The organism is Telluria sp. RB2R28 (assembly GCF_059685835.1).
This window is the reverse complement of the sequence record NZ_JCASIK010000006.1, coordinates 97,631-123,988: the sequence shown is the minus strand read 5'-3', so window position 1 is coordinate 123,988 and position 26,358 is coordinate 97,631. Positions and strand designations below refer to the sequence as shown.

Annotated in this window: 23 protein-coding genes; 10 read left to right on the top strand and 13 right to left on the bottom strand. The window is 63.4% G+C overall.

Annotated elements, in window-relative coordinates; translation table 11 throughout:
• Positions 1–6 precede the first annotated feature (6 nt).
• Genes AC56LV_RS20810 through AC56LV_RS20765 form a run of 10 tightly spaced genes read left to right on the top strand, consistent with a single transcriptional unit; the run spans position 7 to position 7,875 of the window.
• Positions 7–732: a flagellar basal body rod protein FlgF gene (locus AC56LV_RS20810; protein ID WP_499560364.1), complete on the top strand. Its 726-nt coding sequence runs from the start codon at positions 7–9 to the stop codon at positions 730–732.
• Positions 733–765: 33 nt separating this feature from the next.
• Positions 766–1,551, top strand: coding sequence for a flagellar basal-body rod protein FlgG (gene flgG / locus AC56LV_RS20805; protein WP_499560362.1), 786 nt, complete (start codon positions 766–768; stop codon positions 1,549–1,551).
• Entirely contained in the window at positions 1,551–2,210 is a 660-nt protein-coding gene (gene flgH / locus AC56LV_RS20800) for a flagellar basal body L-ring protein FlgH (RefSeq protein WP_499560360.1), read from the top strand. Before flgG ends, flgH begins: the two co-directional genes overlap by 1 nt.
• 8 nt (positions 2,211–2,218) lie before the next feature.
• Entirely contained in the window at positions 2,219–3,328 is a 1,110-nt protein-coding gene (locus tag AC56LV_RS20795) for a flagellar basal body P-ring protein FlgI (RefSeq protein ID WP_499560358.1), read from the top strand.
• The gene (locus AC56LV_RS20790) at positions 3,328–3,720 is read left to right on the top strand and encodes a rod-binding protein (RefSeq protein ID WP_499560357.1); all 393 of its coding nucleotides are present in this window, start codon (positions 3,328–3,330) and stop codon (positions 3,718–3,720) included. The genes AC56LV_RS20795 and AC56LV_RS20790 overlap by 1 nt, the downstream gene beginning before the upstream one ends.
• A gap of 58 nt (positions 3,721–3,778) precedes the next feature.
• Positions 3,779–5,179, top strand: coding sequence for a flagellar hook-associated protein FlgK (gene flgK, locus AC56LV_RS20785; RefSeq protein WP_499560355.1), 1,401 nt, complete (start codon positions 3,779–3,781; stop codon positions 5,177–5,179).
• Between the two features lie 10 nt (positions 5,180–5,189).
• On the top strand, positions 5,190–6,101 hold the full coding sequence (flgL, locus tag AC56LV_RS20780; RefSeq protein ID WP_499560353.1) for a flagellar hook-associated protein FlgL: 912 nt from the start codon (positions 5,190–5,192) through the stop codon (positions 6,099–6,101).
• The gene (locus tag AC56LV_RS20775; RefSeq protein WP_499560351.1) at positions 6,101–7,138 is read left to right on the top strand and encodes a hypothetical protein; all 1,038 of its coding nucleotides are present in this window, start codon (positions 6,101–6,103) and stop codon (positions 7,136–7,138) included. Before flgL ends, AC56LV_RS20775 begins: the two co-directional genes overlap by 1 nt.
• Positions 7,139–7,156: 18 nt before the next feature.
• A complete protein-coding gene (locus AC56LV_RS20770; RefSeq protein WP_499560514.1) occupies positions 7,157–7,699 on the top strand; it encodes a glycosyltransferase in 543 nt (180 codons plus the stop codon).
• Positions 7,669–7,875, top strand: a complete 207-nt coding sequence (locus AC56LV_RS20765) for a hypothetical protein (protein WP_499560350.1) — start codon at positions 7,669–7,671, stop codon at positions 7,873–7,875. Before AC56LV_RS20770 ends, AC56LV_RS20765 begins: the two co-directional genes overlap by 31 nt.
• Positions 7,876–7,959: 84 nt before the next feature.
• On the opposite strand, the gene typA is transcribed toward AC56LV_RS20765, so the two are convergent.
• The 13 genes from typA to AC56LV_RS20700 all read right to left on the bottom strand — a co-directional run bounded on the left by typA (position 7,960) and on the right by AC56LV_RS20700 (position 25,938).
• Positions 7,960–9,792, bottom strand: a complete 1,833-nt coding sequence (gene typA / locus AC56LV_RS20760; protein WP_499452502.1) for a translational GTPase TypA — start codon at positions 9,790–9,792, stop codon at positions 7,960–7,962.
• A 300-nt stretch (positions 9,793–10,092) separates the two neighbouring features.
• Complete coding sequence (truB, locus tag AC56LV_RS20755; protein ID WP_499560348.1) at positions 10,093–11,019, bottom strand: tRNA pseudouridine(55) synthase TruB; 927 nt, start codon at positions 11,017–11,019, stop codon at positions 10,093–10,095.
• A complete protein-coding gene (gene rbfA / locus AC56LV_RS20750; protein WP_499560346.1) occupies positions 11,016–11,501 on the bottom strand; it encodes a 30S ribosome-binding factor RbfA in 486 nt (161 codons plus the stop codon). The genes truB and rbfA overlap by 4 nt, the downstream gene beginning before the upstream one ends.
• A gap of 109 nt (positions 11,502–11,610) precedes the next feature.
• Positions 11,611–14,472, bottom strand: coding sequence for a translation initiation factor IF-2 (gene infB, locus AC56LV_RS20745; protein WP_499501170.1), 2,862 nt, complete (start codon positions 14,470–14,472; stop codon positions 11,611–11,613).
• 44 nt (positions 14,473–14,516) lie between these two features.
• Positions 14,517–16,082 carry a transcription termination factor NusA gene (gene nusA, locus AC56LV_RS20740; protein ID WP_183549475.1) on the bottom strand — a complete coding sequence of 522 codons (1,566 nt, stop codon included), beginning with the start codon at positions 16,080–16,082 and terminating at the stop codon, positions 14,517–14,519.
• On the bottom strand, positions 16,079–16,567 hold the full coding sequence (rimP, locus tag AC56LV_RS20735) for a ribosome maturation factor RimP (protein ID WP_183549472.1): 489 nt from the start codon (positions 16,565–16,567) through the stop codon (positions 16,079–16,081). Before rimP ends, nusA begins: the two co-directional genes overlap by 4 nt.
• Before the next feature lie 247 nt (positions 16,568–16,814).
• Positions 16,815–18,908 carry a 23S rRNA pseudouridine(2605) synthase RluB gene (gene rluB / locus AC56LV_RS20730; RefSeq protein ID WP_499560512.1) on the bottom strand — a complete coding sequence of 698 codons (2,094 nt, stop codon included), beginning with the start codon at positions 18,906–18,908 and terminating at the stop codon, positions 16,815–16,817.
• Entirely contained in the window at positions 18,895–19,629 is a 735-nt protein-coding gene (gene scpB / locus AC56LV_RS20725; protein WP_499501169.1) for an SMC-Scp complex subunit ScpB, read from the bottom strand. Before scpB ends, rluB begins: the two co-directional genes overlap by 14 nt.
• A 419-nt stretch (positions 19,630–20,048) precedes the next feature.
• Positions 20,049–21,056 (bottom strand): glucokinase, encoded by a 1,008-nt coding sequence (locus AC56LV_RS20720; RefSeq protein WP_499560344.1) that lies wholly within the window; start codon positions 21,054–21,056, stop codon positions 20,049–20,051.
• Positions 21,057–21,241: 185 nt separating this feature from the next.
• Positions 21,242–22,186 carry a VTT domain-containing protein gene (locus AC56LV_RS20715; protein WP_499560342.1) on the bottom strand — a complete coding sequence of 315 codons (945 nt, stop codon included), beginning with the start codon at positions 22,184–22,186 and terminating at the stop codon, positions 21,242–21,244.
• A 109-nt stretch (positions 22,187–22,295) separates the two neighbouring features.
• Positions 22,296–23,987 (bottom strand): ABC transporter ATP-binding protein, encoded by a 1,692-nt coding sequence (locus AC56LV_RS20710; protein WP_499560340.1) that lies wholly within the window; start codon positions 23,985–23,987, stop codon positions 22,296–22,298.
• On the bottom strand, positions 23,984–25,000 hold the full coding sequence (locus AC56LV_RS20705; protein WP_499560510.1) for an ABC transporter permease: 1,017 nt from the start codon (positions 24,998–25,000) through the stop codon (positions 23,984–23,986). The genes AC56LV_RS20710 and AC56LV_RS20705 overlap by 4 nt, the downstream gene beginning before the upstream one ends.
• Positions 25,000–25,938 (bottom strand): ABC transporter permease, encoded by a 939-nt coding sequence (locus AC56LV_RS20700; protein WP_499560338.1) that lies wholly within the window; start codon positions 25,936–25,938, stop codon positions 25,000–25,002. The genes AC56LV_RS20705 and AC56LV_RS20700 overlap by 1 nt, the downstream gene beginning before the upstream one ends.
• Between the last annotated feature and the right edge of the window lie 420 nt (positions 25,939–26,358).

The window sequence follows — 26,358 nt, the reverse complement described above, 5'->3', positions numbered from 1 at the left end:
CCATCCATGGATAAGATGATCTTTACCGCCGTCAGCGGCGCCGAGCGCACCTTGCGCGCGCAGCAGGTGCGCGCCAACAACCTGGCCAATGCCGATACCGCCGGTTTTCGCGCGAATATCGAACTGGCCTCGACCCAGGCGCTGGCCGGCTACGGCTATGACGACCGGCATCTGTCGCTGACCCAGGCCGACGCCATCTCGACCCGCGACGGCGCGGTGCGCGACACCGGCCGGGCGCTGGACGTGGCCGTCAATGGCAACGGCTACCTGGCAGTCCAGTTCGATGGCGCCGAAGCCTATACCCGCTCCGGCGCAATCGACATCGACGCCACTGGCGCGCTGTCGGTGGCTGGCCGACCGCTGCTGGGCGAAGGCGGCCCGATCGTGCTGCCGCCACACAGCGCGGTCGACATCGCCAAGGACGGCACGATTTCGGTGATTCCCGAAGGCGGCACCCTGAGCCAGACGATCGACCGCCTGCGGCTGGTCAGCGCTGACGCTGCGCAACTGACCAAGAACGAGGCCGGCCTGATCGTGCCCCGTGACGGCCAGCCGCTGGCGGCTGACCAGAATGTCAGCGTCCGCGGACGCGCCCTCGAAGGCAGCAATGTCTCTGCGGTCGAAGAAATGGTTGCCGTGATGAGCCTGAACCGCAGCTTCGAGTTGCAGATGAAAATGTTCAAGGCCAGCGACAGCATGAACGAGTCGGGTAACCGGCTGCTCGGCGCGTAATTTACGCCCCGCCACCACCAATAGGGAGCAACCATGAATCCAGCAATGTGGATCAGCAAGACCGGCGTACAGGCACAGGATGCCAAGCTGCAGGCGATCGCCAACAACCTGGCCAACGTCAACACCGTCGGCTTCAAGCGCGACCGCGTCGTCTTCGAGGACCTGTTTTACCAGGTCAACGCCCAACCCGGTGCCCAGAACGCGGACAATACCGTCAGCAATGGCGTCCAGCTCGGCAACGGCGTACGCGTAGTCGGTACCCAGAAGGCGTTTACCAATGGCAGCCTGCAAACGACCAGCCAGCCACTCGATGTGGCCATCTCGGGCGCCGGCTTCCTCCAGGTGCTGCGTCCGAATGGTGAACCGGCCTATACCCGCGCCGGCCAGTTGCAGGTCGACCCGAACGGTACCCTGACCAATGCCCAGGGCATGCCGGTGGTGCCGCAGATCACGATTCCGCAAGACGCGGCCGGCATTACCATCGGCGAGAACGGCGTGGTCTCGGTGACCTTCGCCAACCAGCCGGCGCCGCAGGAAATCGGCCAGCTCAACCTGACCGGCTTCATCAATCCGGCCGGCCTGCTGGCCCTGGGCGAGAACCTGTTCCAGGAAACCGCGGCCAGCGGCGCGCCGAACGAGGGCCGTCCGGGCGACGCCGCCTTTGGCAAGCTCAAACAGGGCGCGCTGGAAGGCTCGAATGTGCAGGTGGTGGAAGAAATGGTCGACATGATCGCCGCCCAGCGCACCTACGAGATGAACACCAAGGTGCTCTCGGCGGCCGACAATATGCTGCAAACCTTGGCACAGGCGGCGCGCTGATGACGAATCTGGCCGCCCTGGCGCTGGCGCTCGGCCTGGTGCTGCTTGGCGGCTGCGCCACGCCGCTGCCTGCACCGAGCGCCGGCTACGACGACATCATGCCGCCCCAGCGCATCGCGCGCGGCGGCGTCTCGGGCGGCGTGTTTGCCGCCGATACGGTTTCTCTGACCTCGGACAGCCGCGCCTACCGCGTCGGTGACGCCGTCACCGTGATCCTGCAAGAGACGACCCAGGCCAGCAAGCGCGCCGGGACCAGCATCTCGAAGGCGTCGTCGGTGGGCATCTCCCCGCTGGCCGCGCTGGGCAAGATCTACGACAAGGCCGCGATCGACCTGAGCGCCGAGCGCGGCTTCCAGGGCGACGCCACCAGCACCCAGCAAAACGCCCTGTCGGGCGCCCTGACCGTGATCGTCCAGGAAGTGCTGCCCAACGGCCTGCTGCGCGTGGCAGGCGAAAAGAACCTGATGCTCAACCAGGGCGAAGAATTCGTGCGCCTCAAGGGGTTCGTGCGCGCCGCCGACGTCGATGCCGACAACCGCGTGTCGTCGCTGCGTGTGGCAAATGCCCGCATTGCCTATTCCGCGCGCGGCGCGCTGGCCGACGCCAACTCGCCGGGCTGGCTGACACGCTTCTTCAACAGCCCCCTGATGCCGTTCTGAGGACCGCCATGAACCTGCGCTATCTTGCTCCCCTGCTGCTCGCCCCCTTGCTGGCCTGCGCCGCCCTGCCCGCCCACGCGGCGCAAGCGCTGCGCAACCTGGTCAGCGTCGAGGGCGTACGCGACAATCCGCTGGTCGGCTATGGCCTGGTGGTTGGCCTGAACGGCAGCGGCGACTCGACCCAGGTCAAGTTCGCCAGCCAATCGGTGGTCAATATGCTCAAGCAATTCGGCGTGCGCTTGCCGGAAGGCGCCGACGCCAAGAACAAGAACGTGGCGGCCGTGATGGTGTCGGCCACGTTCCCGCCCGGCTACCGGCGCGGCCAGAGCATCGACGTCACTGTCTCTTCGCTGGGCGATGCCAAGAGCCTGCGCGGCGGCACCCTGCTGCTGACGCAATTGCGCGCTGCGGACAATGAAATCTACGCCCTGGCCCAGGGCAATGTGGTGGTTGGCGGCCTGAGCGCCACCGGCAACAGCGGCTCGTCGGTCACGGTCAATACCCCGACCGCCGGTCGGGTGCCCAATGGCGCCCAGATCGAGCGCGAGATCGAGACCGATTTCGCCACCCGCCCGCAAGTCATGCTGCGCCTGCGCCAGCCGCATTTCGAGACCGCCACCAATGTGGTCGAGGCGATCAACAAGCGCTTCGGGCCGATCGCCACGACGCAGGACGGTACCAGCGTCGAAGTCATCGCGCCGGAAAACCCGACCGCGCGGGTCGCTTTCATGGCGCGCCTCAATGCCCTGTCGGTCGAAGCCGGGATTGCGGTGCCACGCGTCGTGTTCAATTCGCGCACTGGCACCGTCGTCATCGCCGACGGCCTGCGCGTCAAGGCAGCGGCCGTCACCCACGGTTCGCTCAAGGTGATCATTTCGGAAAGCTCGCGCGTAAGCCAGCCGGGACCATTGTCGCGCGGCCAGACCGCGGTAACGCCCGAATCGAAACTGTCGGTCGACCAGGGGTCGGGCCAGATGTTCCGCTGGCCGCCAGGGGCGCGCCTGCAAACCATCATCGATACCGTCAACAGCCTGGGCGCGTCGCCCGACGACATCATGGCGATCCTGCAGGCGCTCGACCAGGCCGGCGCGATCGAAGGCGAACTGGTGGTGATCTGATGCGAATCGGCGACCTTGCCCCCATTCCCCTCGGCGCTGGCAACGACGCGGTCGCGCCGGCCGCCGACGGCGAGCGCAACGAACCCGCCTATGTGGCGAAAGCGACCCAGGCCGCTGTCGAGTTCGAGCGTTTCTTCATCAGCCACATGCTGCGCACGATGCGCGCTTCGACCCGGGAAATGGCCAGCGAAGACAGTGTGTTCAACAACCGCGTGAACCAGGACATGCAGGACATGGCCGACGACCTGGTGGCCGGCAAGATGGCGGGCCAGCGCGCCTTCGGCATCGCCGACGCCATCCTGCGTCAACTGGTGCCTGCACCGACCACCGCCAGTGCGCAGCGCCACGACCTGCATCCCGTACCGGCCAAGCCACTTTCGATTAAAACTTAATAAACGGCAATAATTGGTCGCCTTTATTGGTTAACGAGTCTCCAGGACGAACCGCACCATGACGATCATCAATAATGCCCTCTCCGGCGCCCTTGCCGCCCAGATTGCCCTGTCGGCAAGCAGCCAGAACGTCGCCAATCTGCAAACCAAGGGTTATACCCGGCAATCGGCGCTCTTCACGGCAGTGGGCCCCGATGCCAGCGGCCGCTCGGCCGGCAATGGCGTGCAGGTCAGCTCACTGCTGCGCTTTTCGGACGGCTACAAAAGCCAGGCCATGTGGCGCGCTGCGTCCGAACAGGGCATGTACTCGCAATCCCAGGCTTATCTGACCCAGCTTGAAAGCGTGATGGGCGATGCGTCGGCAAGCCTGTCGGCCGGCATCGACGAGTTCTTCCGCGCCGTGAATGCGGTGGCGGGCGACCCCGGCTCGAGCCCGTTGCGCCAGCAGGTACTGACGGCAGCGAACCTGATGGGCGAGCGCTTCAATGGCCTGAACAATATCTTCAATTCGCAGCTGACTTCGGTGCGCCAGCAGCGCAGCGCGCTGGTCGATTCCGCGAATGCCGATATCAGCACCATCGCGCGCCTGAACCAGCAGATCATCGAAACCCGGGCCAGCGGGGTATCGGCGTCGAGCCTGATCGATGCGCGCGACCTGGCCATCGACGACTTGTCGTCCAAAATGGCGCTGGAAGTGTCGGACAATCCCGACGGTAGCCGCGATATCTCGCTCAAGAGCGGCCAGGCGCTGGTCATCGGCAGCATGAGCGGCACGCTCAAGGCGGCTGCCACCACCGGCTCGCCGCAGGGGTTTTCCATCACCTTCGCCAATTCGACCTTCGTCCTCGACGCCAGCAAGATGGGGGGCCAGATGGGCGGCCTGACCCAGTTCGAGATCACGACCCTGCTGCCTTTGCAGAACGATGTCGACGCGCTGGCCAAGGAAATCGCCTTGCGGGTCAACACGCAGCTGCAAGCCGGCTATACCGGCAAGCCGCACCCCACCGACTCAACCCAGCCAGGGGAATCGGGCAAGCCTGTGTTCGTCTATACAGCCGGCAGCGGCGCCGACATGCTCAAGACCGTGGCCGGCTTCAAGGCCGAGGATCTGGCGTTCTCGCGCGACGGCTTGCCGGGCGACACTGGCAACCTGCAACTGCTGGCCGGCTTCAAGAGCCAGACAGTGACGCTGCCGGGCATCGGCACGGTGCTGCTGGGCGACGCCAACACCCAGCTGCTGGGCAAGCTGGCCGTGGACAGCAAGCTCAACAAGGCTGCTCAGCGGACCACTGAAACGGTGCGTATCCAGTCGATCAACGACTGGCAATCGACCAGCGGCGTCAACGAGGACGAAGAAGCGGTCAAGCTGGTCGAATTCCAGCGCATGTACCAGGCCAATATGCAGGTCATCTCGATTGCCAACTCGCTGTTCGACGCCACGCTGGCGATGATGGCTTAAGGAACATACCATGCGTATCGCAACGTCCCAATACCAATCCACGATGAACCAGTCGCTCCAGGTCAACCAAGAGCGCGTCAGTTCCATCATGCAGCAGTTGGCGACCAACAAACGGATTCTGCTGCCCTCGGATGACCCGGTCGACAGCGTGCGCCTGTCGCGCCTGGCCCGCGAGCAGTCGACCGTCGAACAATACCGCAGCAATATCGGCTCGCTCCAGTTGCGCCTGACCCGGTCCGAGGGCTACCTGAGCAATATGGTGTCCGAGATGCAGCCGGGACGCGACCTGCTCGTATGGGCTTCGGATGGCAGCAATGCGCCGGACGACCTGAAAGCGATGGTCACGCCGCTCGAGTCGCTGCGCGAGAGCCTGTTTTTCACCGCCAACACGGTCGACCAGGAAGGTAACCAGTTGTTTTCAGGCACGCTGACCAAGACCGCGCCGATGGCCTACGACGGGACCAAGCCAGCCGGTTCGCGCTACAGCTACGTCGGCAATAGCAATGCGCAGAATGTGGTGGTCGGCAACGGGCTGACCCAGCCCGCCAACGAAAACCTGGGCGGCCTCGAAGCCCTGCTCAACCAGCTCGACAAGACCATCGCTACCCTAAAGACGCCGGGCGTGTCGGCCAACGATCCGGCCGTGCGCGCCGTTCTCAGCGACAACCTGCAGGGCTTCGACACAGCCCAGGAGCTGATCTCCGGAAAGGTCGCCAACCTGGGCGGACGCCAGAACATCATCAAGACGCTGGACGACAACCACGCCAACATCAGCTTGTCGAACAGCATGGCGATCACCGACATCGGGCAGCTCGACGTGGGCCTGGCGGCTACCGAACTCAACGGCTATTCCAGCGCGCTGCAGGCAACCTACAAGGCATATGCCAAGATCGGCACCCTCTCGCTGTTCAATGCAATCTGATGACCATGGACGCCCTGCTCAAACCAGCCAGTCCGCCTAACCAGCCCGCCGGGGCCGGCAGCGCCGCGATCGGTGCCAACCCGGTTGCGCGAAGCGCCCCGGCCAGTACGCGCACGCAGGCCGCTGGGGGCGACAACAACGATGGCGTGGCGCGCGCCTTGCCCATTGCCAAGGCGCTGCGCAGCACGAGCCAGCCGAATCAACACTTGCAGGGCGAGGTTGCACGCGCCCAGCAGGCGCTCGACTATCTCAATAACGTGGCGAGCCAGCTCGAAGCGCTCAAGTCGGATCTGAGCGCCCGCCTGTCGGGTCGCGCCGCCGCCTCGCGCGGACTCGAAGCGCGCGCCATGCAACTGGCGGACACACTGGACGCGCGCCGCACAGAAGGCGGCGCCAGCCTCGATGCGCAGCTCGATTTCGACGCCGACCGCGGTGCCCAGAAGCGCTTTCGTATCCGCGGGCTAGACATCGCCGCGCTCAAAGCGGGGGGCGATCAGAGCCTGGGCTTTTCGGTTGGCAACGCCGGCGGCCCACAGCTGGCGACCCGTATCGAACCGGGCATGACCGAAGAAGAAATTGCCCGACGCCTCGACCGCACGCTGGCCGCAGTCAAGGTGCGCGTTAGCCTCGACCAGAATCGCGAGCTGGTGTTTTCGACCCCGGAAGCGCTCTTCGATGGCGTTAAGGACGCCATCGCCGTGACCGGTCGCGGCCGGGTCGAGACGGTGGCATTGCCGGCTTCACTGGCGCCGCAAGAATGGGAATCCGGTAATCCGGACGCCCTGCGCCAAAGCCTGCGTGAAGTAGTGCAGGCCCTGGCGCGTGTGCGTCGCTCCCAGGATGCGGCATCGCTGGCGCTGAGTACAGCGATGGCGCACACTGCCCAGCCCGATATGCCGAGCGCCGAATTGGCCTCGATCGCCAGCGATTTTTCAGCAACGGCTGCTAGCCATGACTATGCTTCGCTGCTGGCCATCACGTCGGCCCTGGTGGGCGTGAGCCGTGAACGGGTACAGGCGCTGCTGGGGTTGCGCTGACACACCCGGCTCAGGTACCTGCCACAGCAACTGCACAGCATCCTCGCGCAAACCCGCGCCGTCACCCACATCGTCGTGTCCGACGATTGTTCCACCGACGGCACCTGGGCCTATCTGGAAGCCTGGGCCAGCGAGGCGCCCGTGCGCGTCACCCTGATACGCAACGATCCCCCGCTGGGCGTGAGCGCCAACTTCGAGCAGGCCATGCGCCTGGTGGACGCGGATATCGTGTTCCCGGCCGATCAGGACGACGTCTGGATGCCGGACAAGGTCGCGCTGCTGGCCGGCGTGTTCGAGGCCGACGACAGCGTGCAACTGGCCCACACCGATGCAATTCTGGTCGACGCGAACGGACACGAGCTCGGGTCGACGCTGTTCGGCGAACTCGAAATATCGAGAATGGAACGACGCGATATCCGCAGCGGCAACGCGTTTCGCGTGTATTGTCGCCGCAACGTGGTCACCGGCGCCGCGGCCGCGTTCCGGCGCCGCCTGATCGGCCTGGTGCAACCCCTGCCCCCCCCAAAACAATGTTCTACCACGACGGCTGGCTGGCGCTGATGGCGGCCGCCTCGAGCCGTGTCGTCATGCTCGACACGCCGTCCATCCAGTACCGCCAGCATGGCGCCAACCTGGTGGGTGTCAAGCGGCTGGGGCTGCTCACCAAGCTGCGCCGCCTGTGGTGGGCCATTCCTTCGCGCACGAACCCTGGTTCGATGCGCTGCGCGACAGCCTGAATCGCTGATCATCGTGCCCGATGCGATGCACCAGACGTAAAAAAAAACCCGCTGCAGGCAGCGGGTTTTTTACATTCGAAGGACTTAACCTTCGCGGTTGGCTTTCTTGCGCTCGTGCTCTTTCAGGTAGCGCTTGCGCAGACGAATGCTCTTCGGGGTGATCTCGACCAGTTCGTCGTCCTCGATGAATTCGACCGCGTATTCCAGCGACATCTGAATTGGCGGCACCAGGCGCACTGCTTCGTCGGTACCCGACGAACGCACGTTGGTCAGCTGCTTGCCCTTGATCGGGTTCACGACCAGGTCGTTGTCGCGCGAGTGGATGCCGATGACCATGCCTTCGTACACCGGATCGTTGTGCGACACGAACATGCGGCCGCGGTCCTGCAGTTTCCAGATAGCGTAGGCAACGGCAGCGCCGTCATCCTGCGAGATCAGCACGCCGTTGCGACGGCCGGCCATTTCGCCCTTGCTGTTGTCGACAGGTGCGTACTCGTGGAACACGTGGCTCATCAGGCCGGTGCCGCGGGTCAGGGTCATGAATTCACCCTGGAAGCCGATCAGGCCACGCGCCGGGATCAGGTACTCGAGACGCACGCGGCCCTTGCCATCCGATTCCATGTTCTGCAGGTCGCCACGACGGCGGCCCAGTTCTTCCATCACGCCGCCCTGGTTGGCTTCTTCGACGTCGACCGACAGGCTCTCGAACGGCTCATGGCGCACGCCATCGACCATCTTGAAGACGACGCGTGGACGCGACACAGCCAGCTCGAAGCCTTCGCGACGCATGTTTTCCAGCAGAATCGTCAGGTGCAGTTCGCCGCGGCCCGAGACTTCGAAGATCGTGTCGTCGTCGGTTGGCGCAACGCGCAGTGCGACGTTGGCTTTCAGTTCGCGGTCGAGGCGTTCGCGCAGCTGACGGCTGGTAACGAACTTGCCTTCGCGGCCGGCCAGTGGCGAGTTGTTGACCATGAAGTTCATGGTCAGCGTTGGCTCGTCGACGGTCAGCATTTCGAGTGCGTCCGGGGTGTCCGGTGCGCAGACGGTCGAACCGATGCCGATTTCTTCGATACCGTTGATCAGGACGATGTCGCCGGCGACGGCTTCATCGACCAGCACGCGCTCCAGGCCCTTGAAGTTCAGGACCTGGTTGATGCGGCCCTTGATCGGGGTCGAACCAGGACCGTTCAGGACGATGACGTCCTGGCCAGCCTTGATGCGGCCGCGCGAGATACGGCCAATGCCGATCTTGCCGACGTACGACGAGTAGTCGAGCGAGGTCACTTGCATCTGCAGCGGACCATCCGGATTGTCGTCACGGACTGGCACGTGTTGCAGGATGGCTTCGAACAGTGGCTTCATGTCGCCGCTGCGGACATCTTCGGTCAGACCGGCATAGCCGTTCAGGCCCGATGCGTAGACGACAGGGAAGTCCAGCTGTTCGTCGGTAGCGCCGAGCTTGTCGAACAGTTCGAACGTCTGGTTGATGGCCCACTCGGCGCGCGCGCCTGGACGGTCGACCTTGTTGACGACGACGATTGGCTTGAGGCCCAGGGCCAGTGCCTTGCGGGTCACGAAGCGGGTCTGTGGCATCGGGCCTTCCTGCGCATCGACCAGCAGCAGCACGGAGTCAACCATCGACAGCACGCGCTCGACTTCGCCGCCGAAGTCGGCGTGGCCTGGGGTGTCGACGATATTGATGTGGGTACCTTCGTACTCGACAGCGCAGTTCTTCGACAGAATGGTGATGCCGCGTTCTTTTTCGAGGTCGTTCGAGTCCATCACGCGGGTTTCCACCTGCTGATTTTCACGGAACGTACCGGATTGACGCAGCAGCATGTCCACCAGGGTGGTTTTGCCGTGGTCAACGTGGGCGATGATTGCGATATTACGAATCGCGCGTTTGGTGTTTGACATGGTCTCTGAGAAGTTGCGTTGTACGGAAGTGTACGATCTGCCGAGTATCTGCTGCGCTGTACCGCGATGTTTCCACAGTACTGCTGCGGTGCTGCCACGATCTTGCCGCGATGCTGCTGCGATGGTGCCGCGAAGTTGCCGCGCACTTGCTGATTTCGGAAACCGACTAGTATAGCAGGTAAAGTCCCGCTCTAACCGGGGTGGCTGGAAATAGCGAGGTATTTCAAGAGCTTGCCCGGTCATTGGGCAGACGGGGCGCTGCCTGCAAGGGTAGCGCCCCAATATGACTGCCCCGTGACATCACCCCTGCGGCGCGGTGGAGATCAGGCGCTCGGGTGCGAGGATCGCATACTCACCGAGAATACCGGTGCCCAGCAGGCTGCCATCGTGATAGATGCGCACCCTGCCCTGCTGTTCAGGAACGACGATGTCTTCCTTGCCGAGCGCCAGGCGCTGCCCTTGCAGGAAGCGGCGCGCCAGCTCGGGCGTCAGTTCAAGGGCGGGAAAACTCGACAGCAAGGCATCCACCGGCTGCAGCAGCGACAACGGGTCCGGGTGCGCCAGCAGATCGTCCAGCGTGATCATGCCCTCGATCGTCAACGGCCCGACTTCGGTGCGGCGCAGTGCATTCAGGTGCGCGCCGCAACCGAGCGCGGCGCCGATGTCCTCCCCCAGCACGCGCACATACGTGCCCTTGCTGCAGGTGACGGCGATCTTCAGGAACGGCGCGTCGTACGCAACCAGCGTCAGTGAGTGGATCGTGACAGGCCGCGCTTCGCGTTCGAGCACGATGCCTTCGCGGGCGTATTCGTACAGTGCCTTGCCGTCGCGCTTGAGCGCCGAGTACATCGGCGGCGTTTGCAGGATCGGGCCGCGGTAGCGCGCCAGCGCGGCTTCGATCTGATCCAGCGTCACATCGACCGGTTTCGTCTCGACGGCCTCGCCTTCGGTGTCGCCGGTCGTGGTCGTGATGCCCAGGTGAACGGTTGCCAGATAGGTCTTGTCCGACTCCAGCAAGTCCTGCGAAAACTTGGTCGCTTCACCAAAGCACAGCGGCAAGAGGCCGGTGGCAAACGGGTCGAGCGTGCCGGTATGGCCAGCCTTCTTCGCGTTGAGCACGCGCTTGGCCTTGATCAAAGCGTCATTCGACGAGAAGCCCACTGGCTTGTCGAGCAACAGCACGCCATTGACCAGGTCGCGCGGTTTTTTGGCGGGCCGGCCGTTCACGCTTTGTTCGCCTTGTCGGCGTCGTCACCAGCATCGCTATCCTGATCCTGCTCCTGCGCCTGGTTCAGGTCGACGTCCACCTCGGGTACCGGATTCGATTCCGGGTCATCCTTCGAGCGCGTTGCATTGGCCTGGTCGATCAGGGCCGACATCTGCAGGCCGCGCACGGTCGACGTGTCATGCACGAAGTGCAGCGCCGGCAGCGTGTGGATGTGCAGGCGCTTGCCCAGCATATTGCGCAGGTAGCCGGACGCCTTGTTCAGGCCTTCCTGCGTCTGCTTGACTTCTTCCACGCCATCCTTGAGCAGGGTGAAATACACCTTGGCGTGGGCGTAGTCGGGGGTCAGTTGCACCTCGCTGATCGTGACCATGCCGACGCGAGGGTCCTTCAGTTCGAAGGCGATGAGTTCCGACAGATCCTTCTGGATCTGGTCGGCCACGCGCAGGCCGCGCTTGGGAATGCTTTTGCTGTGTTTAGCCATGATGTTGCTGCATCTTTTTCTGGAAAATCAGAGAGCCAAATAAAAGGGCCAGGCCCTTCGCGACGTTGCCGCGAAGCGTCCTGGCCCCCATGTTACGCCAACGTGTCGCTTACAGCGTACGTGCCACTTCGGTGACTTCGAACACTTCCAGGACGTCGCCGACCTGGATTTCGTTCTGGCCCTTCAGCGACAGGCCGCACTCGAGACCGGCGCGCACTTCTTTTGCGTCGTCCTTGAAGCGCTTGAGCGAATCGATCTCGCCAGTCCACAGCACAATGTTATTGCGCAGCAGACGGACCGACGACGAACGCTTGACGACACCATCGGTGACCAGGCAACCGGCAATCGCGCCGACTTTCGAGACCAGGATGACCTGGCGAATCTCGACCTGACCGGTAATGGTCTCGCGCTTTTCTGGCGCCAGCATGCCCGACAGCGCGGTACGGACTTCGTCGATTGCATCGTAAATGATGCTGTAGTAACGAATGTCCACGCCGTTCGACTCGGCCAGCTTGCGCGCCTGGGCATCGGCACGGGCGTTAAAGCCAATGATGACTGCCTTCGACGCGGTTGCCAGGTTGACGTCCGACTCGGTGATGCCGCCGACCGCTGCGTGCACGATCTGGACCCGCACTTCCGAGGTCGACAGCTTCTGCAGCGAACCGACCAGTGCCTCTTGCGAACCCTGCACATCGGTCTTGACGATGAGCGGCAGGTTCTTGATTTCGCCTTCGGCCATTTGCTCGAACATGTTCTCGAGCTTTGCGGCTTGCTGCTTGGCCAGCTTCACGTCACGGAACTTACCTTGACGGAACAGGGCGATTTCACGCGCCTTGCGCTCGTCGGCCATGACCATGACTTCTTCGCCAGCGGTCGGCACTTCGGTCAGACCCTGGATTTCGACCGGGATCGATGGGCCAGCCGAGGTGACTGCCTTGCCGTTTTCGTCCAGCATCGCACGAACACGACCGAACGACGAACCCGCCAGCACGACGTCGCCGCGCTTCAAGGTACCCGACTGCACCAGGATCGTTGCCACCGGGCCGCGGCCCTTGTCCAGACGGGCTTCGACCACCAGGCCACGGGCCGGCGCTTCGGTCGGCGCTTTCAGTTCCAGCACTTCGGCCTGCAGCAGCACCTGCTCCAGCAGATCGTCGATACCGGTACCGATTTTTGCCGACACTGGCACGAATGGCGATTCGCCACCGTATTCTTCCGGCACGACGCCTTCAGCGACCAGCTCTTGCGTGACGCGGTCGGTGTTGGCACCCGGCTTGTCGATCTTGTTGATCGCCACGACCAGCGGCACACCAGCGGCTTTTGCGTGAGCAATTGCCTCTTTGGTTTGCGGCATCACGCCGTCGTCCGCCGCCACCACCAGGATGACGATGTCGGTCGCCTTGGCACCACGGGCACGCATGGCGGTGAACGCCTCGTGACCCGGGGTGTCAAGGAAGGTGATCATGCCGCGTGGGGTATCCACGTGGTATGCACCGATGTGCTGGGTAATACCACCGGCTTCGCCCGAAGCGACCTTGGCGCGACGGATGTAATCCAGCAGCGACGTCTTACCATGGTCGACGTGACCCATGACGGTGACGACCGGCGCGCGGGAGGTCGATTCGAACTCGGCGTGCTCGCCGTTATCGGCCAGCAGTGCCTCTGGATCATCCTCGGCGGCAGCGAAGGCCTTGTGGCCCATCTCTTCCACCAGGATCATCGCGGTCTCTTGATCGAGCACCTGGTTCATCGTGCACATCTGGCCCAGCTTCATCAGTTGCTTGATGACTTCCGACGCCTTGATCGCCATCTTGTGGGCCAGTTCGGCCACGGTGATGGTTTCCGGCACGTGCACATCGCGCACGATCGCTTCGGTTGGCGCCTGGAAGTTGGTCTCGCGGTCATCATGACCACGACGACCGCCACGGCCGCCACCAGCACGCCAGCCATCACGGCCACCGGTGCTGCTGCCTGCGCCGCCGCGCGTTTTCACGCTCGGGCCGCCACGCTTTTTAGCATCGTCCGACCAGGTCGACGACACATTGGCCGACTTGATCGACTTCTTGTCGCCAGGCTTCTTGGCGTCGTCTTTCTTGACTTCACCAGGCTTCTTGTCGGCAGGCTTGTGCAGCGTACCAGCTGGGGCCGCTGGTGCGACGACCGGCTTTGGTGCTGGCTCAGGTGCCTTGATGACGCGGCGCGGCTGACTCATCATCAGCTTGATCTGCGCGACTTCGTCGGCCACGGCCTTGCGTGCGCGCTCGGTAGCAGCAACGCGTTCGGCCGCTTCCTTGCTTGCCGCTTCATTGCGGGCCTTGACTTCTTCAGCGGCGCGCTTGGCCGACTCATCAGCAGCAGCACCGGCAGCGGCTTCTTTCGCGCCGGCAGCCGCTTCCTTGGCAGCACCGGCAGCCACGGCAGCAGCAGCCGATTTCTCGGCGGCGTCACGCTTGGCTTGTTCAGCCGCATCGCGCTTGGCCTGCTCTTGCGCTGCCTGGGCTTGCGCCTTTTCTTCGGCTTCGAGTTTGATCAGGCGCTCTTGCTTCTCGCGCAGATCAGCCTCTTGGCGGGCAATCGCTTCATTCTGGCGCGCTGCTTCCTCTTCGCGACGTGCTTGTTCAGCAACGTCGACGACTGGCTCTTCAGGTGCTTTGGTCGTGACCAGGTCGTCACGCTGCACGAAGGTGCGCTTCTTGCGGACTTCAACCTGGATGGTGCGCGATTTGCCCGACGAATCAGCTTGCTTGATTTCGCTGGTTTCCTTGCGCGTTACCGTGATCTTTTTCTTTTCACCGGTGTCGCTCGCGCCGTGGGTACGACGCAGATGGTTCAGCAGCTTGTCCTTATCATCTTTCGACAACGGATCTGACGTCGAACTTTTTTCGACGCCGGCCGAGCGCAGCTGCGTCAGCAGCAGGTCTGCAGGCATCTTCAGCTCGGTGGCAAATTGGGCTACGTTGTTACTCGCCATTCAGTCCTCTTTTCTATGTGTCGCGACAGATGATAAAGATTTGCTCAAGCTTTGGCCGTTTCAGCCAGGCTCCAGGCTTTCGCCTGCAGTGCTTTCGCCCGGTCGTCGTACTTGCCATCGACCAGCTTCATCTCGTCGTCGGTCACATCATTAAATTCACTCTTGATCAGGTCGCGGGCACGTTCCGACGGCAGCGCCAGGATGGCGCCAAACTCGTCATAGGCCAGTGCCGCGAATGCGTCGACCGTCTTGATACCAGCCAGGCCAAGCTTGCCGGCAACGGTACGGTCCATGCCTTCCAGATTGACCAGAGCTTCTTCCATGCCTTCGAGGCCTTCTTCGGAAGCAATCGCCTCGGTGACCAGCGCATCGCGTGCACGGGTACGGAGTTCGTTGACAGTGTCTTCGTCGAACGATTCAATTTCCAGCATTTCGGAAATTGGCACATACGCGATTTCTTCCAGGCTCGAGAAGCCTTCTTCCACCAGGATGTCGGCCACTTCCTGGTCGACGTCCAGTTTTTGCATGAACAGCGCGCGGATGGCCGCCGATTCCTGCTCCACCTTGTTGGCCGATTCCTCGGCCGTCATGATGTTGATCTTCCAGCCGGTCAGCTCGGACGCCAGGCGCACGTTCTGGCCCGAACGGCCGATCGCGATGGCCAGGTTTTCTTCGTCCACGACGACATCCATCGCGTGCTTTTCTTCGTCGACCACGATCGACGAGACATTCGCCGGCGCCAGGGCGCCAATGACGAACTGCGCCGGATCGTCGGACCACAGCACGATGTCGACGCGCTCGCCGCCCAGTTCACCGGTCACGGCCTGGACGCGCGAACCGCGCATCCCGACGCAGGTACCGATCGGGTCGATGCGCTTGTCGGCCGTGAACACGGCGATCTTGGCGCGCACGCCGGCATCGCGGGCAGCCGATTTAATCTGCAGCAGGCCCTGCTCGATCTCTGGCACTTCGAGTTCGAACAGCTTCATGATGAAATCAGGCGCGGTACGCGACAGGATCACCTGCGGGCCACGCATATTGCGGTCCACACGCAGGATGAAAGCGCGCACACGGTCGCCGATACGCAGGTTCTCTTTCGGGATCATCTGGTCACGCGGCAGGCGTGCTTCGATCTTGCCCGATTCGACAATCGCGTCGCCGCGTTCCATGCGCTTGATGGTGCCGGTGACGAGCGAATCGCCACGCTCCAGGAAGTCTTGCAGGATCTGCTCGCGTTCGGCATCGCGCACGCGCTGCAGCACGACCTGCTTGGTGTCCTGGGCAAAGCGGCGACCGAAGTCGACCGATTCGATCGGCTCTTCGATGTATTCGTCGACTTCGATGTCCGAGATCTGCTCTTTGGCTTCAAAGTGCAGGATCTCCTGATCAGGCAGCTGCAGGCCGGCTTCGTCGGGAACGACGTGCCAGCGGCGGAAAGTCTCGAATTCGCCGGTGTCACGGTCGATTGACACGCGAATGTCGACTTCGCCTTCATAACGCTTCTTCGTGGCCTGTGCCAGCGCGAACTCGAGCGCTCCGAAAACGACTTCCTTGTCGACGTTCTTTTCGCGCGCAAGCGCATCCACCAGTAACAAAATTTCGCGACTCATGCTTTGCGACTCCTAAAATCCACCTGCGGCACTAAACGTGCCTTATCCAATTCGGCCAGCGTAAATTCCATCAACGCCGGGCCATCTTTACTGTCAAATTCCAAGCCGACCTTGTCGTTCTCGACGCCGCGCAGGATACCGGTGAACGTCTTGCGGTTATCACTGCCCGGCACCGCGACGCGCAGCTTGACCGTGCACTCAAGGCCGGCAAAGCGCGCGAAATCGGCGAGGGTTCGTACCGGGCGATCGAGGCCCGGCGACGAAATTTCGAGTCGTTCGTAATCGACGTTTTCCACGGTGAAGACATGCGACAGCTGGTGACTCACCTTGGCGCAATCCTCGACCGTGATCGGGCCCTTTTCGTCCGCGTCGGCAGCCGGAAAATCGATATACACACGCAGGATCCCGCGGTCGCCTCGTTCCACGTCGACGAGTTCATAACCGAGACCACTGACTGTCGTGGCGATTAAATCAAACTGCTGCACGGCACTTCTCCAGGGCTTCTAAAACGATTTACCAAAAAAAAAATGGGCATCTGCCCATCTTTTTGTCATTACACCCCAATCAAAATATGACGCTTACACCGGATGCACGCTGAACAACACGTCGGGAAGGTCTTCGATTAGGCTGCAAATTATACTGCTTTTCGGCGTGCCTCGCAATCCGCACGCCAAAATGAGCAGCTATACAACAGTTAGCAGACTGCCATCGGCAGCCCGCACTGAATAAGGCTTAGCCGCGACGGCCGCGGCGTGGTGCCGCATGCTCGGCGCCGCCGCGCGGACCCTGGCCGCCACCCGCACCGCCACGGCGTGCGCCGCCACCGGTGTTGGCAAAACCGAACGTGGTCTGCAACGGATCGGGCTGACGTGGACGGCTGCTGGCGCCAGCGCCACCCGTCTTGCCGCCCTGCCCGCCGCCGAAACCGGCGCCGCGGCCCTTGCCGCCGCCCTGGCCACCCGGACGGCCGCCGACTGGCTTGTTGCCAGGCACCGGACCATTCAGGATGCCCTGGCCGCGGGTGCTGCCCACGCGCGTTGCTTGCGGACCGAACGGATCGACATTGCGGTTGGCGTCGGCGCGGTCGATGCGATTGCCATCGCTGCGGTCGTTGCCACGTTCATCGTCGCCGCCGGCGCTGCGCACGTTGCCGCGCTCAGGGCCGCGGCTGTTGCCGCGCTCACCGCCACGTTCATTACCGCGCTCGCTATCGCGCGCACCGTTCGGACGCGGACCCTTGCCCGGCTTGCCGCCCGACTTGGCGTTTTTCTCCGGCGCCGCTTTTTTCTCGACACCGAAGGCCGTCATCAGCGAACGGACATCGTTTTCTTCGAATTCTTCCCAGCGACCGCGCTTGAGGCCACTTGGCAGCGTCATCGCACCGTAACGGGTACGGATCAGGCGCGAGACGGTCAGGCCGACCGCCTCGAACATGCGGCGCACTTCGCGGTTACGGCCTTCGCCGATGACCACGCGGTACCAGCGGTTGATGCCTTCGCCGCCACCGTTCTGGATTTTGGAGAATGCCGCCTTGCCATCGTCGAGGTCGACGCCGGCCAGCAGCTTCTGGCGCATGCCTTCTTCAAGCTCGCCCAGCGTGCGCACCGCGTATTCACGGTCGATATTATAACGCGGGTGCATCAGGCGGTTGGCCAGGTCACCCGACGTCGTAAACAGCAGCAAGCCTTCGGTGTTGAAGTCGAGGCGCCCAACGGCCAGCCACTTGCCTGCTTTCATCGACGGCAGACGATCGAACACCGATGGACGGCCTTCCGGATCGTCGTGGCTGACGATTTCGCCGGCCGGCTTGTGGTACACCAGCACGCGTGGCGGCTTGCTGCTCACGCGGCGCTGGATCAGCTTGCCGTTGATGCGCACGGCATCGGTCGGCAGGATGCGCTGGCCGATGTGGGCCGGCTCACCATTGACCGACACGCGGCCGGCAACGATCAGGTCTTCCATGTCGCGGCGCGAACCCAGGCCCGCTTCGGCCAGCACCTTGTGCAGCTTCGGCGCGTCGTCGTCGGCGGTCAGGTCGCGGCGCACGGCCTTGACCGGCGCATTGCGGCGGGCGCCGTCGTTGGCGTCGAAGTCGTCCGACGTGACGAACGAGAACACGTTGTCGGCCTCGTCCATTGGCTGCGGCTTGCCGCCGGGTTTACCCGGCTTGCCGTTGCGGCCGATCTGCTTGACCGGCTGGCCCTGGCGACCGGCGCCCTGCACCGGACGGTTGCTCTGCTGGTTGCGCATGCCCGGCTTTTGCTGACCACGGCCGCGGCCTTGTGGCGCGCCGTCGACGGCGGCAGCCGCCTCGGCGCCTGCACCCTCAGCCGGCGTGTCGCCTTCTGGCGCCGCGTCGGCAGCAGCAGGGGCAGCCAGCTGCTCGAGCGCTTCGCGTTCGGCGCGCTTTTCGCGCATCTGACGGGGACCGCGTGGCTTCGGTGCAGGAGCAGGTGCAGCCTCGGCGCCGTCGGCGGCCGGCGCTGCCGCCAGCTCTTCCTTGGCGGCCTGGACTTCTTTCGCGGCCTTCATCGCGCGCGGCTTGCGCACTTTCGCGGCTGGCGCGTCGGCAACAGGCTCGGCAGAAGGCTGGGCAGACGGCTCGACTGCAACCGCAGCCAGCGCGTCGGCGCCTGCTTCTGCGGCGACGGCGACCTTGCGGGTGCGCTTCGGCTTGGCCAGCGCTTCGGCGGCAGGGGCTGCACCACCAGCGGCTTCAGCAGCAGCATCGGCTGCAATCATGGCCTTGGTGCGGCGCTTTGGCTTGGCGACGGCGGTCTCGGCTGCGTCGACAGGCTTGTTTTCGGTTGGTTCAGTTGGGTTCATCATTCGTATCTTTATTGTGCTGACCCGCCTCGGCAATTCCGTCGTCTGTCAGGTCTGGTATCGACACTTCAATCGGTGAAGTGTCCGGATGTAAGACGGGCGCGCCGGCGTCCGCCTTCTCAAAATTGTCGTTCAGTGCTGCTTCCAGTGCTTCCAGGCTGCGTGCATCCGGCCCTTCGGCCAGCGCCTGCAGCGGCGGCAGTTGCGATAGCGACGCCAGGCCCAGGTCATCCAGAAACTGGCGCGTCGTGCCCAGCAGCGCCGGGCGCCCTACGACTTCGCGGTGGCCGAGCACGTCGATCCAGCCGCGGTCTTCTAGCATCTTGATCGTCTGCGAATTGACCGCCACGCCGCGAATTTCTTCGATGTCGCCGCGCGTGACCGGCTGGCGATAGGCAATGATGGCCAGCGTCTCAAGCGTTGCCCGCGAATACTTCGGCGGCTTCTCGGGTGACAGCCGGTCGAGATACGGCTTCATCTCGGGCCGGCTCTGGAAACGCCAGCCCGAGGCCAGGCTGACGATCTCGATGCCGCGCCCGTCCCAATCCTGGCGGAGTTCTTCCAGCAATATCTTGATCGTATCGGCGCCAACGCCGGCGCCCTGGCTGCGACCGCTCGCATCGACGTCGGCGAACAGCTTTTTCATGCCGTGGATCGACATTGGCTCGCGGGCGCACAGCAAGGCGGTTTCGAGGACGCGCTTGGCCTCGTCAGTATTCATAGTGCGATGTCGTCAATCCACAAACAATAGCGGTAGCAGAAACAGAATCCGCGCAACAGAACAAGGGCAAACACGGTTACCGCCCGGCGACCACGCAACGAGCGGCGCCGGCGCGTGGGCGGCTAGCCTGCTGTTTGCGATCTGCTGCCTGATACTGGAATCCGTGGGTCCGGGGCTGATGCGCCGGACAGTCTATTACACGACGGGCAAGGAACCCATCGCGGGCAACCTGCCTCTGAGTGTTGATGCTCGTTGGGAAACGCGGCGCATCGGCGCACTCGCCATGTTCGGGAGGCGCCGGAGAGCGGCCTGTGCGGCACGCGGAGGGACGACGACGTTTCTTGCAACTGGCGGCCATTGTACCCGATAAAACCGCGCAGTGGACAAGCGACCATCCACGCGGCGGATAGCTAGTGGCGTCAGCCTGACAGTTTTTCCGACAAAATCGCTGACACGCCAACAAAAGCCGGGTACTCGGCAGTGATGACGTAGGTCGGCACGGCTGTCAGGTAATGGACGAAGCGCCCTTTTTGTTCGAAACGGCGGCGGAACGACGAGCGGTCAAAGCGCGCGCCCAGGCGCGGAACGATGCCGCCACCAATATAGATACCGCCCTGCGCGCCGAGCGTGACGGCCAGGTTGCCGGCCACGGTGCCAAGCATGCCGCAGAACGCCTCGAGCACGTCGTCGCACAGCGGGCATTCACCCGACAGCGCGCGGCGCGAAATCTCGGCGGCGCTGAGGCGCTCGTTGGGGCTGCCGGCACGGTCGGCCAGCGCGCGGTAGATGAGTTCGACGCCGGCGCCGGACAGGAAGCGCTCGAACGAGACGTGGTCGTATTCGCGCCATGCAAATTGCAGGATCGCGATTTCGTCATCGTTGATCGGCGCGAAGCTCACGTGCCCGCCTTCACTGCGCAATGCCGTCCACGAGCTGGCGCACGGGATCAGGCCCGACACGCCCAGGCCGGTGCCGGCGCCGATCAGGCCCAGCGCCGTATCCGGCTGGGGCACGCCACCGCCGACCTGGCGCTTGTGCTCGCCCAGATGCGGCAGCGAACGGGCCAGCGCCGAAAAGTCATTGACCACCATCAGGATCTCGAAGCCGCATTCGACCCGCAATGCCTCGGTCGAAAATTCCCAGTGGTGGTTGGTCATGCGCACATAGTCACCCGTGACCGGGTTGGCAATCGCCAGCGCCGCATGCCGGATCGGGCTGGACGTCAGCGCCTGGACGGTCGGACTGGCCAGATAGGTGCGCATTGCATCGCCCAGCGTGGCATAGGCCGCGCATGGCAGAATCTCGACGCCCTCGAGCTGCCCTGGACCACGCTCGAGCGCGAAACGACAATTGGTGCCGCCGATATCGGCCAGCAGGCGGGGGCCGCCAGCATGCAGGTGGGAAATCTCGTTCATGGACATGGACATGGAAGCAGTCATTGCGGGCACAGTGGAGGCGAAGCCGCAAGCTTACTAAATATTTTGCCTCCAAGACAAGAACTATCTGTAGTTTTGCTACAGACAATGGCATGTGTCAGGGCTTACTTACGTAAAAGATGGGCTTTATCACCGTAATTGCACTACGCCGCCAGCTCTGCTACGTGCCAGGCCGATCAGCAGGGAGCCGGGTCCAGCGAGGACGGAGTGTCACCCCGCCCATTCCAGGCATCAAGCCCGCCCTTGAGCGCGCGCACGCGGCGAAAGCCGTTGGCCGCGAACTGGTGTGCGACCTGGGCGGCCGTCACGTCGTCGGGACAACTACAGTAGACCACAATCTCGCGCTTGCGGTCGAGCGACGCCATTAATTTACCCGGCTCGCACGCCCGGAAAATGAGCGCGCCGGGAATGGGCGCTTCGAGATCCTGCGCGGTCAGGCTGCGCGCATCGATGAGCACCGGCTGTGCGCCGCTGTCGATCAGCGCCAGCAATTCGGCCATCTCGATACGCTCGGCGCCGCTGCGCGAACGGTGGCGGCGCCGCTCGGCATACTTGAAGGCGATGAACAGGCCCAGCACGCTGGCGACGACGACCAGCGCCGTGCTGCCCATCGTCGACAGGATGTCGAGCACGTCGTCGACGCTGTCGTGGAACCAGGCGCCGAGCAGGATGCCAACGCCGCTCCACAGCGCCGCGCCGGTAACAGCGTACAGCAGGAAGGGCTTCGGGGCCACGCCCATCGCGCCCGACAACGGCGCGGCGATGGTATTGAAGCCGGGGATGAACTTGGACACCAGCAGCGACCTGACGCCAAACCGGCTGAAGCGGTCTTCGGTCTGGTTGACGCATGAATCGGGGGAAAGGGAAATCTTGCACAGCAGCCGCAGGATGCGCTTGCCATAGAAGCGCCCGGCGCGGAACCAGAACACATCGCAGATCAGGCAGGCGCTGATGGCGGCCAGCCACACGAGCTGCCAGCTGACGTCGGCCTCGACCGACAGCGCGCCAGCCACGATCAGGATCGGGTAGGCGGGAATGGGCAAGCCAAACTGCTCGACGAGAACGATGCCGAACACGATCAGCACGCCATAGACTTGAATGAGTTCGACTAACTGGGGCATCGTCACAGTGTACGTGAATTGCGCCCGCGCCACCGGAATGTGGCCTGTTTCGGTAGCCTGTTTAGCATATTCGCAACGGTCTTTTCGCGGTGCCGCCGACGATCCGGCGTTACACCCCGCGCGGGATCGCCGCCAGCAGCGATTTCGTGTACGGATGCTGCGGGTTGCGGTACAGTGCGTCGGCATCGGCCACCTCCACCACGCCGCCGTTCTGCATCACCATCACCTGGTCAGAGATGTACTTCACCACCGATAAATCATGCGAAATGAAGATATAGCTCAGGCCAAATTCGTCCTGCAAATCCTGCAGCAGGTTCAGCACCTGGGCCTGGACCGACACGTCCAGCGCCGAGACGGATTCGTCGCAGACGAGGATCTCAGGCTGCATCGTCAGGCAGCGTGCGATCGCAATGCGCTGACGCTGTCCGCCCGAAAATTCATGGGGATAGCGCCCGTAGGCCGCGTCCGGCAAGCCGACCCGCCCCAGCAAGGTACGCGCCAGTGCCGCACGCCCGGCCTCGTGCGCGCCGATACCGTGGATGCGCATCGGTTCGAGCAGGATCTGGCCAACCGTGAAGCGGGGATTGAGCGAGGCATACGGATTCTGGAAAATAATCTGGATGCGCCGCTTGTAGGGCTGAAATTCGCGGTCGGACATGGCCACCAGATCGCGCCCTTCGAACAGCGCCGAGCCGCCGGTTGCGCGGTGCAGCCGCAACAGCGTCAGGCCCACCGTCGTCTTGCCCGAACCCGATTCACCAACCACGCCCAGCGTCTTGCCGCGCGCCAGCGTGAACGACACATCCTTGACGGCCCTGAATTCGCGCTTGCCGAACAGGCCCTCGCGCGTCCAGAAGCTCTTGGCCAGATTCCTGACCACCAGCAGCGGTGCATCGTCGGCGCTTGTACCGCGCACACGCTGCGGCAGTTGCGCACCCGGAAGCACGCGCCCCGCCAGGTAATCGTCGATCACCGGCAGGCGCAGCGGACGTGCATCGAGGGATGGCCGGCAATGCAGCAGTGCCCGGGTATAAGCGTCCTGCGGCGCGCCGAACACCTGCGCGGCGGCGCCCTCCTCGCGCACCTCGCCGTGGCGCATCAAGATCACGCGGTCGGCGATCTCGCCCACTAGCCCCAGGTCGTGCGTGATGAACAGCACGGCCATGCGCCGCTCGCGCTGCAGGCGCGCGATCAGGTCCATGATCTGTTTCTGGATCGTCACGTCGAGCGCCGTGGTCGGCTCGTCGGCAATCAGCAATCGGGGCTCGCAGGCAATGGCCATCGCGATCATCACGCGCTGCTGCTGGCCGCCCGACAGGTGGCCGGGGTAGGCATCGATCTTGCGCGCCGGATCGGGGATGCCCACTTCGGCCAGCAGGTCGAGCGTGCGGGCACGCGCCGCGCGCTTGTCCATGCCCATGTGCTGGCGCAGTACTTCGCCGATCTGGAACCCCACCGTGAACACCGGGTTGAGCGAGGACATCGGCTCCTGGAAAATCATCGCGATGTCCTTGCCGCACAAGGCGCGCCGCGCCGCCAGCGGAAGGCCCAGCAGCTCGCGCCCGGCAAACGCGATGCGCGAGGCGGGATCGACGATCGTGGTCTCGGGCGGCAGCAGTCCCATCACGGCCAGCGAGCTGACCGACTTGCCACTGCCCGATTCGCCCACCAGCGCCACCGTGGTGTTGTCGGGTACGTCGAACGAGACGCCTTTCAGCGCGGCGCTGGTACGGTGCTTGTCGACCCGGAACGCGATGCGCAGGTCGCGCACGCTCAGCAAAGGCATGGTTTCGTGGGTCATTTGATCTTGGGGTCGAGCGCGTCGCGCAAGGCGTCGGCAAACAGCGAAAAACTGGTGACCAGCACCGCCATGGCGCCGGCCGCGGCCGCCAGTTGCCACCACTTGCCGAGGATGAGTTCATTCTGCGCCTCGTTGAGCATGCTGCCCCACGAGACGGTACCCACCGGCACGCCAAAGCCCAGGAACGACAAGATCACTTCGGCCTTGATGAAGCCGACCACGAGGATCGACATCTGCACCAGCGCCACATGCGACACGTTGGGCAGGATGTGCCCGAACATGCGCTGCCAGTTCGAGGCGCCGATGGCGTTGGCCGCCATCACGTATTCGCGTGCGCTGTGCTTGATGTACTCGGCGCGCATCAGGCGAAATGGCCCTGTCCAGCCGGTCAGGCCCAGGATCAGCACGATGGTCGTTACACCCTTTTGCTGCAGCACCGCGGCCACGGTCAGGATCATCAGGATCGACGGAATCGACGTGAAGATGCTGTAGAACCAGTTAAACAGGTCGTCGACCCAGCCACCGAAGAACCCGGCGACGGCGCCGAACAGCGTGCCCAGCGTGACGGCCAAGAGCGCCGCAACCAGGCCCACGACGATCGACGTTTCACCACCCTTGATCGTTTTCCTGACGATGTCGTGGCCCCATTTATCGGCGCCAAACAGCAGCGTCGTGCGCTTGGCGACCGGCGGGTGAGAGGCTGCCACCTGGGCCTGCAACGCTGCCAGTTCGGCCGCGAGCGGATCGAACGCATTCGGCGGCGTGGCGCGTGGCAGTTGCGCCTGCGCCAGGGCGCGCGCCGTCGCATCGGCGCCGACAAAGCCTGGTGGCGCGTAATTGACGGCCACTTCGTCTTCCCAGTCGGCGGCCACCAGGCCCGTACTCGAAAGGAGCACCAGCAGCAAAAAGCCGGCCACGACGGCAAGCGCCGCCATCGCCACGCGGTCCGCCCGCAGGCGGCGCCAGGCCAGCGTCCACAGGCCGGCTGAATCGTCGGATGTCTGCATTGTCATCATCGGAATTGCACGCGTGGATCGACGGCGCGGTACAGCAGGTCGGCCAGCAGGTTGAACACCATCGTCGCGGCCGCGACGTAGACCGTGATCGCCTTGATCACCGGGAAGTCGCTGCGTTCAACGGCAAGAATGACTTCGCGCCCGATGCCGGGGATGCCGAAGAAACGTTCGAGGAGAAACGCGCCGATCAGCAGCGCCGGCAGGTTCGCCATCACGTGCGTGATGATGGGAATGGCCGCGTTGCGCAGCACGTGGACCCAGACGATGCGGCGCTCGCTCAAGCCCTTGGCGCGCGCCGTGCGCACATAGTCCTGCCCCACTTCGTCGAGCACGAAGCTGCGGTACAGCCGCAGCGTCGGCGCGATCGAGACCGCCAGGCCAATGATGATCGGCAGCAGCGCGTAGTGCAGCAGATTCTCGCCCAGACTGCTGCCCCAGCCCTGCACGGGAAACAGGCCCAGCTGGTAGGCAAACACGTACTGGAACACCGAGATATACACGAGGATCGAGATCGACATGCCCACCGTGCAGGCAATCATCACGGCGCGGTCGGTCAGCGAGCCGCGCACGAAGGCGATGCCCAGCGCCAGCGCGATGCCGAAGAACACTTCGAGCACGGTGAGCGGAATCAGGACAGTGAGCGATGGCCCCAGGCGGCTGGTGATGATCTGCGCCACCGGTTCGCCCGTACTCCACGCATTGCCGAAGTCAAATGTGACGATTTGCTGCACAAAGATCCACAGCTGCACCGGATACGGCTCATCCAGGCCGAGCTGGCGCCGGATGTTCTCGATGGCGTTCGCATCGGCCATCTTGCCGGCCAGCAGATAGGCCGGGTCGCCGCCGACCCAGTTGAACAGCACGAACACCAGCAGCACGACGCCTGCCATGGTCGGCAACATTTGCCACAGGCGCCGGACGATATAAGCAAGCATGACACTCCCGAACCGGGACCAGGCAAATGTGCCATTTCCCGCGAAATTCACCAACCCGATACAGGCGTTGCGAACCCGACACGATAGCGCATATCGGCGTGCGCTGACAGGTGCAGGATGTCATGCAGGGATAGATACGGGTTATCCAATGTACTGACATTTGTGACATTTAAATCGTGTCGACAACGCGTCACATATGATCTCGCATACATACGTTCAAAAAGCAATCTCTGCCAAAAACTAGGCTTTCCACCGCATTAAATACCGAGCAAACTCTATTTTCCTTCATATATTCCACATATTATTTTTCATATCGGAATCATGACTAGCACCAAAATGCATACTTGTACAGACTAGTTGGCGCACAGTTGTATTTTTGATTCGTAAAGACTTTATACGTTGACACTGCCTTGCTGGAAA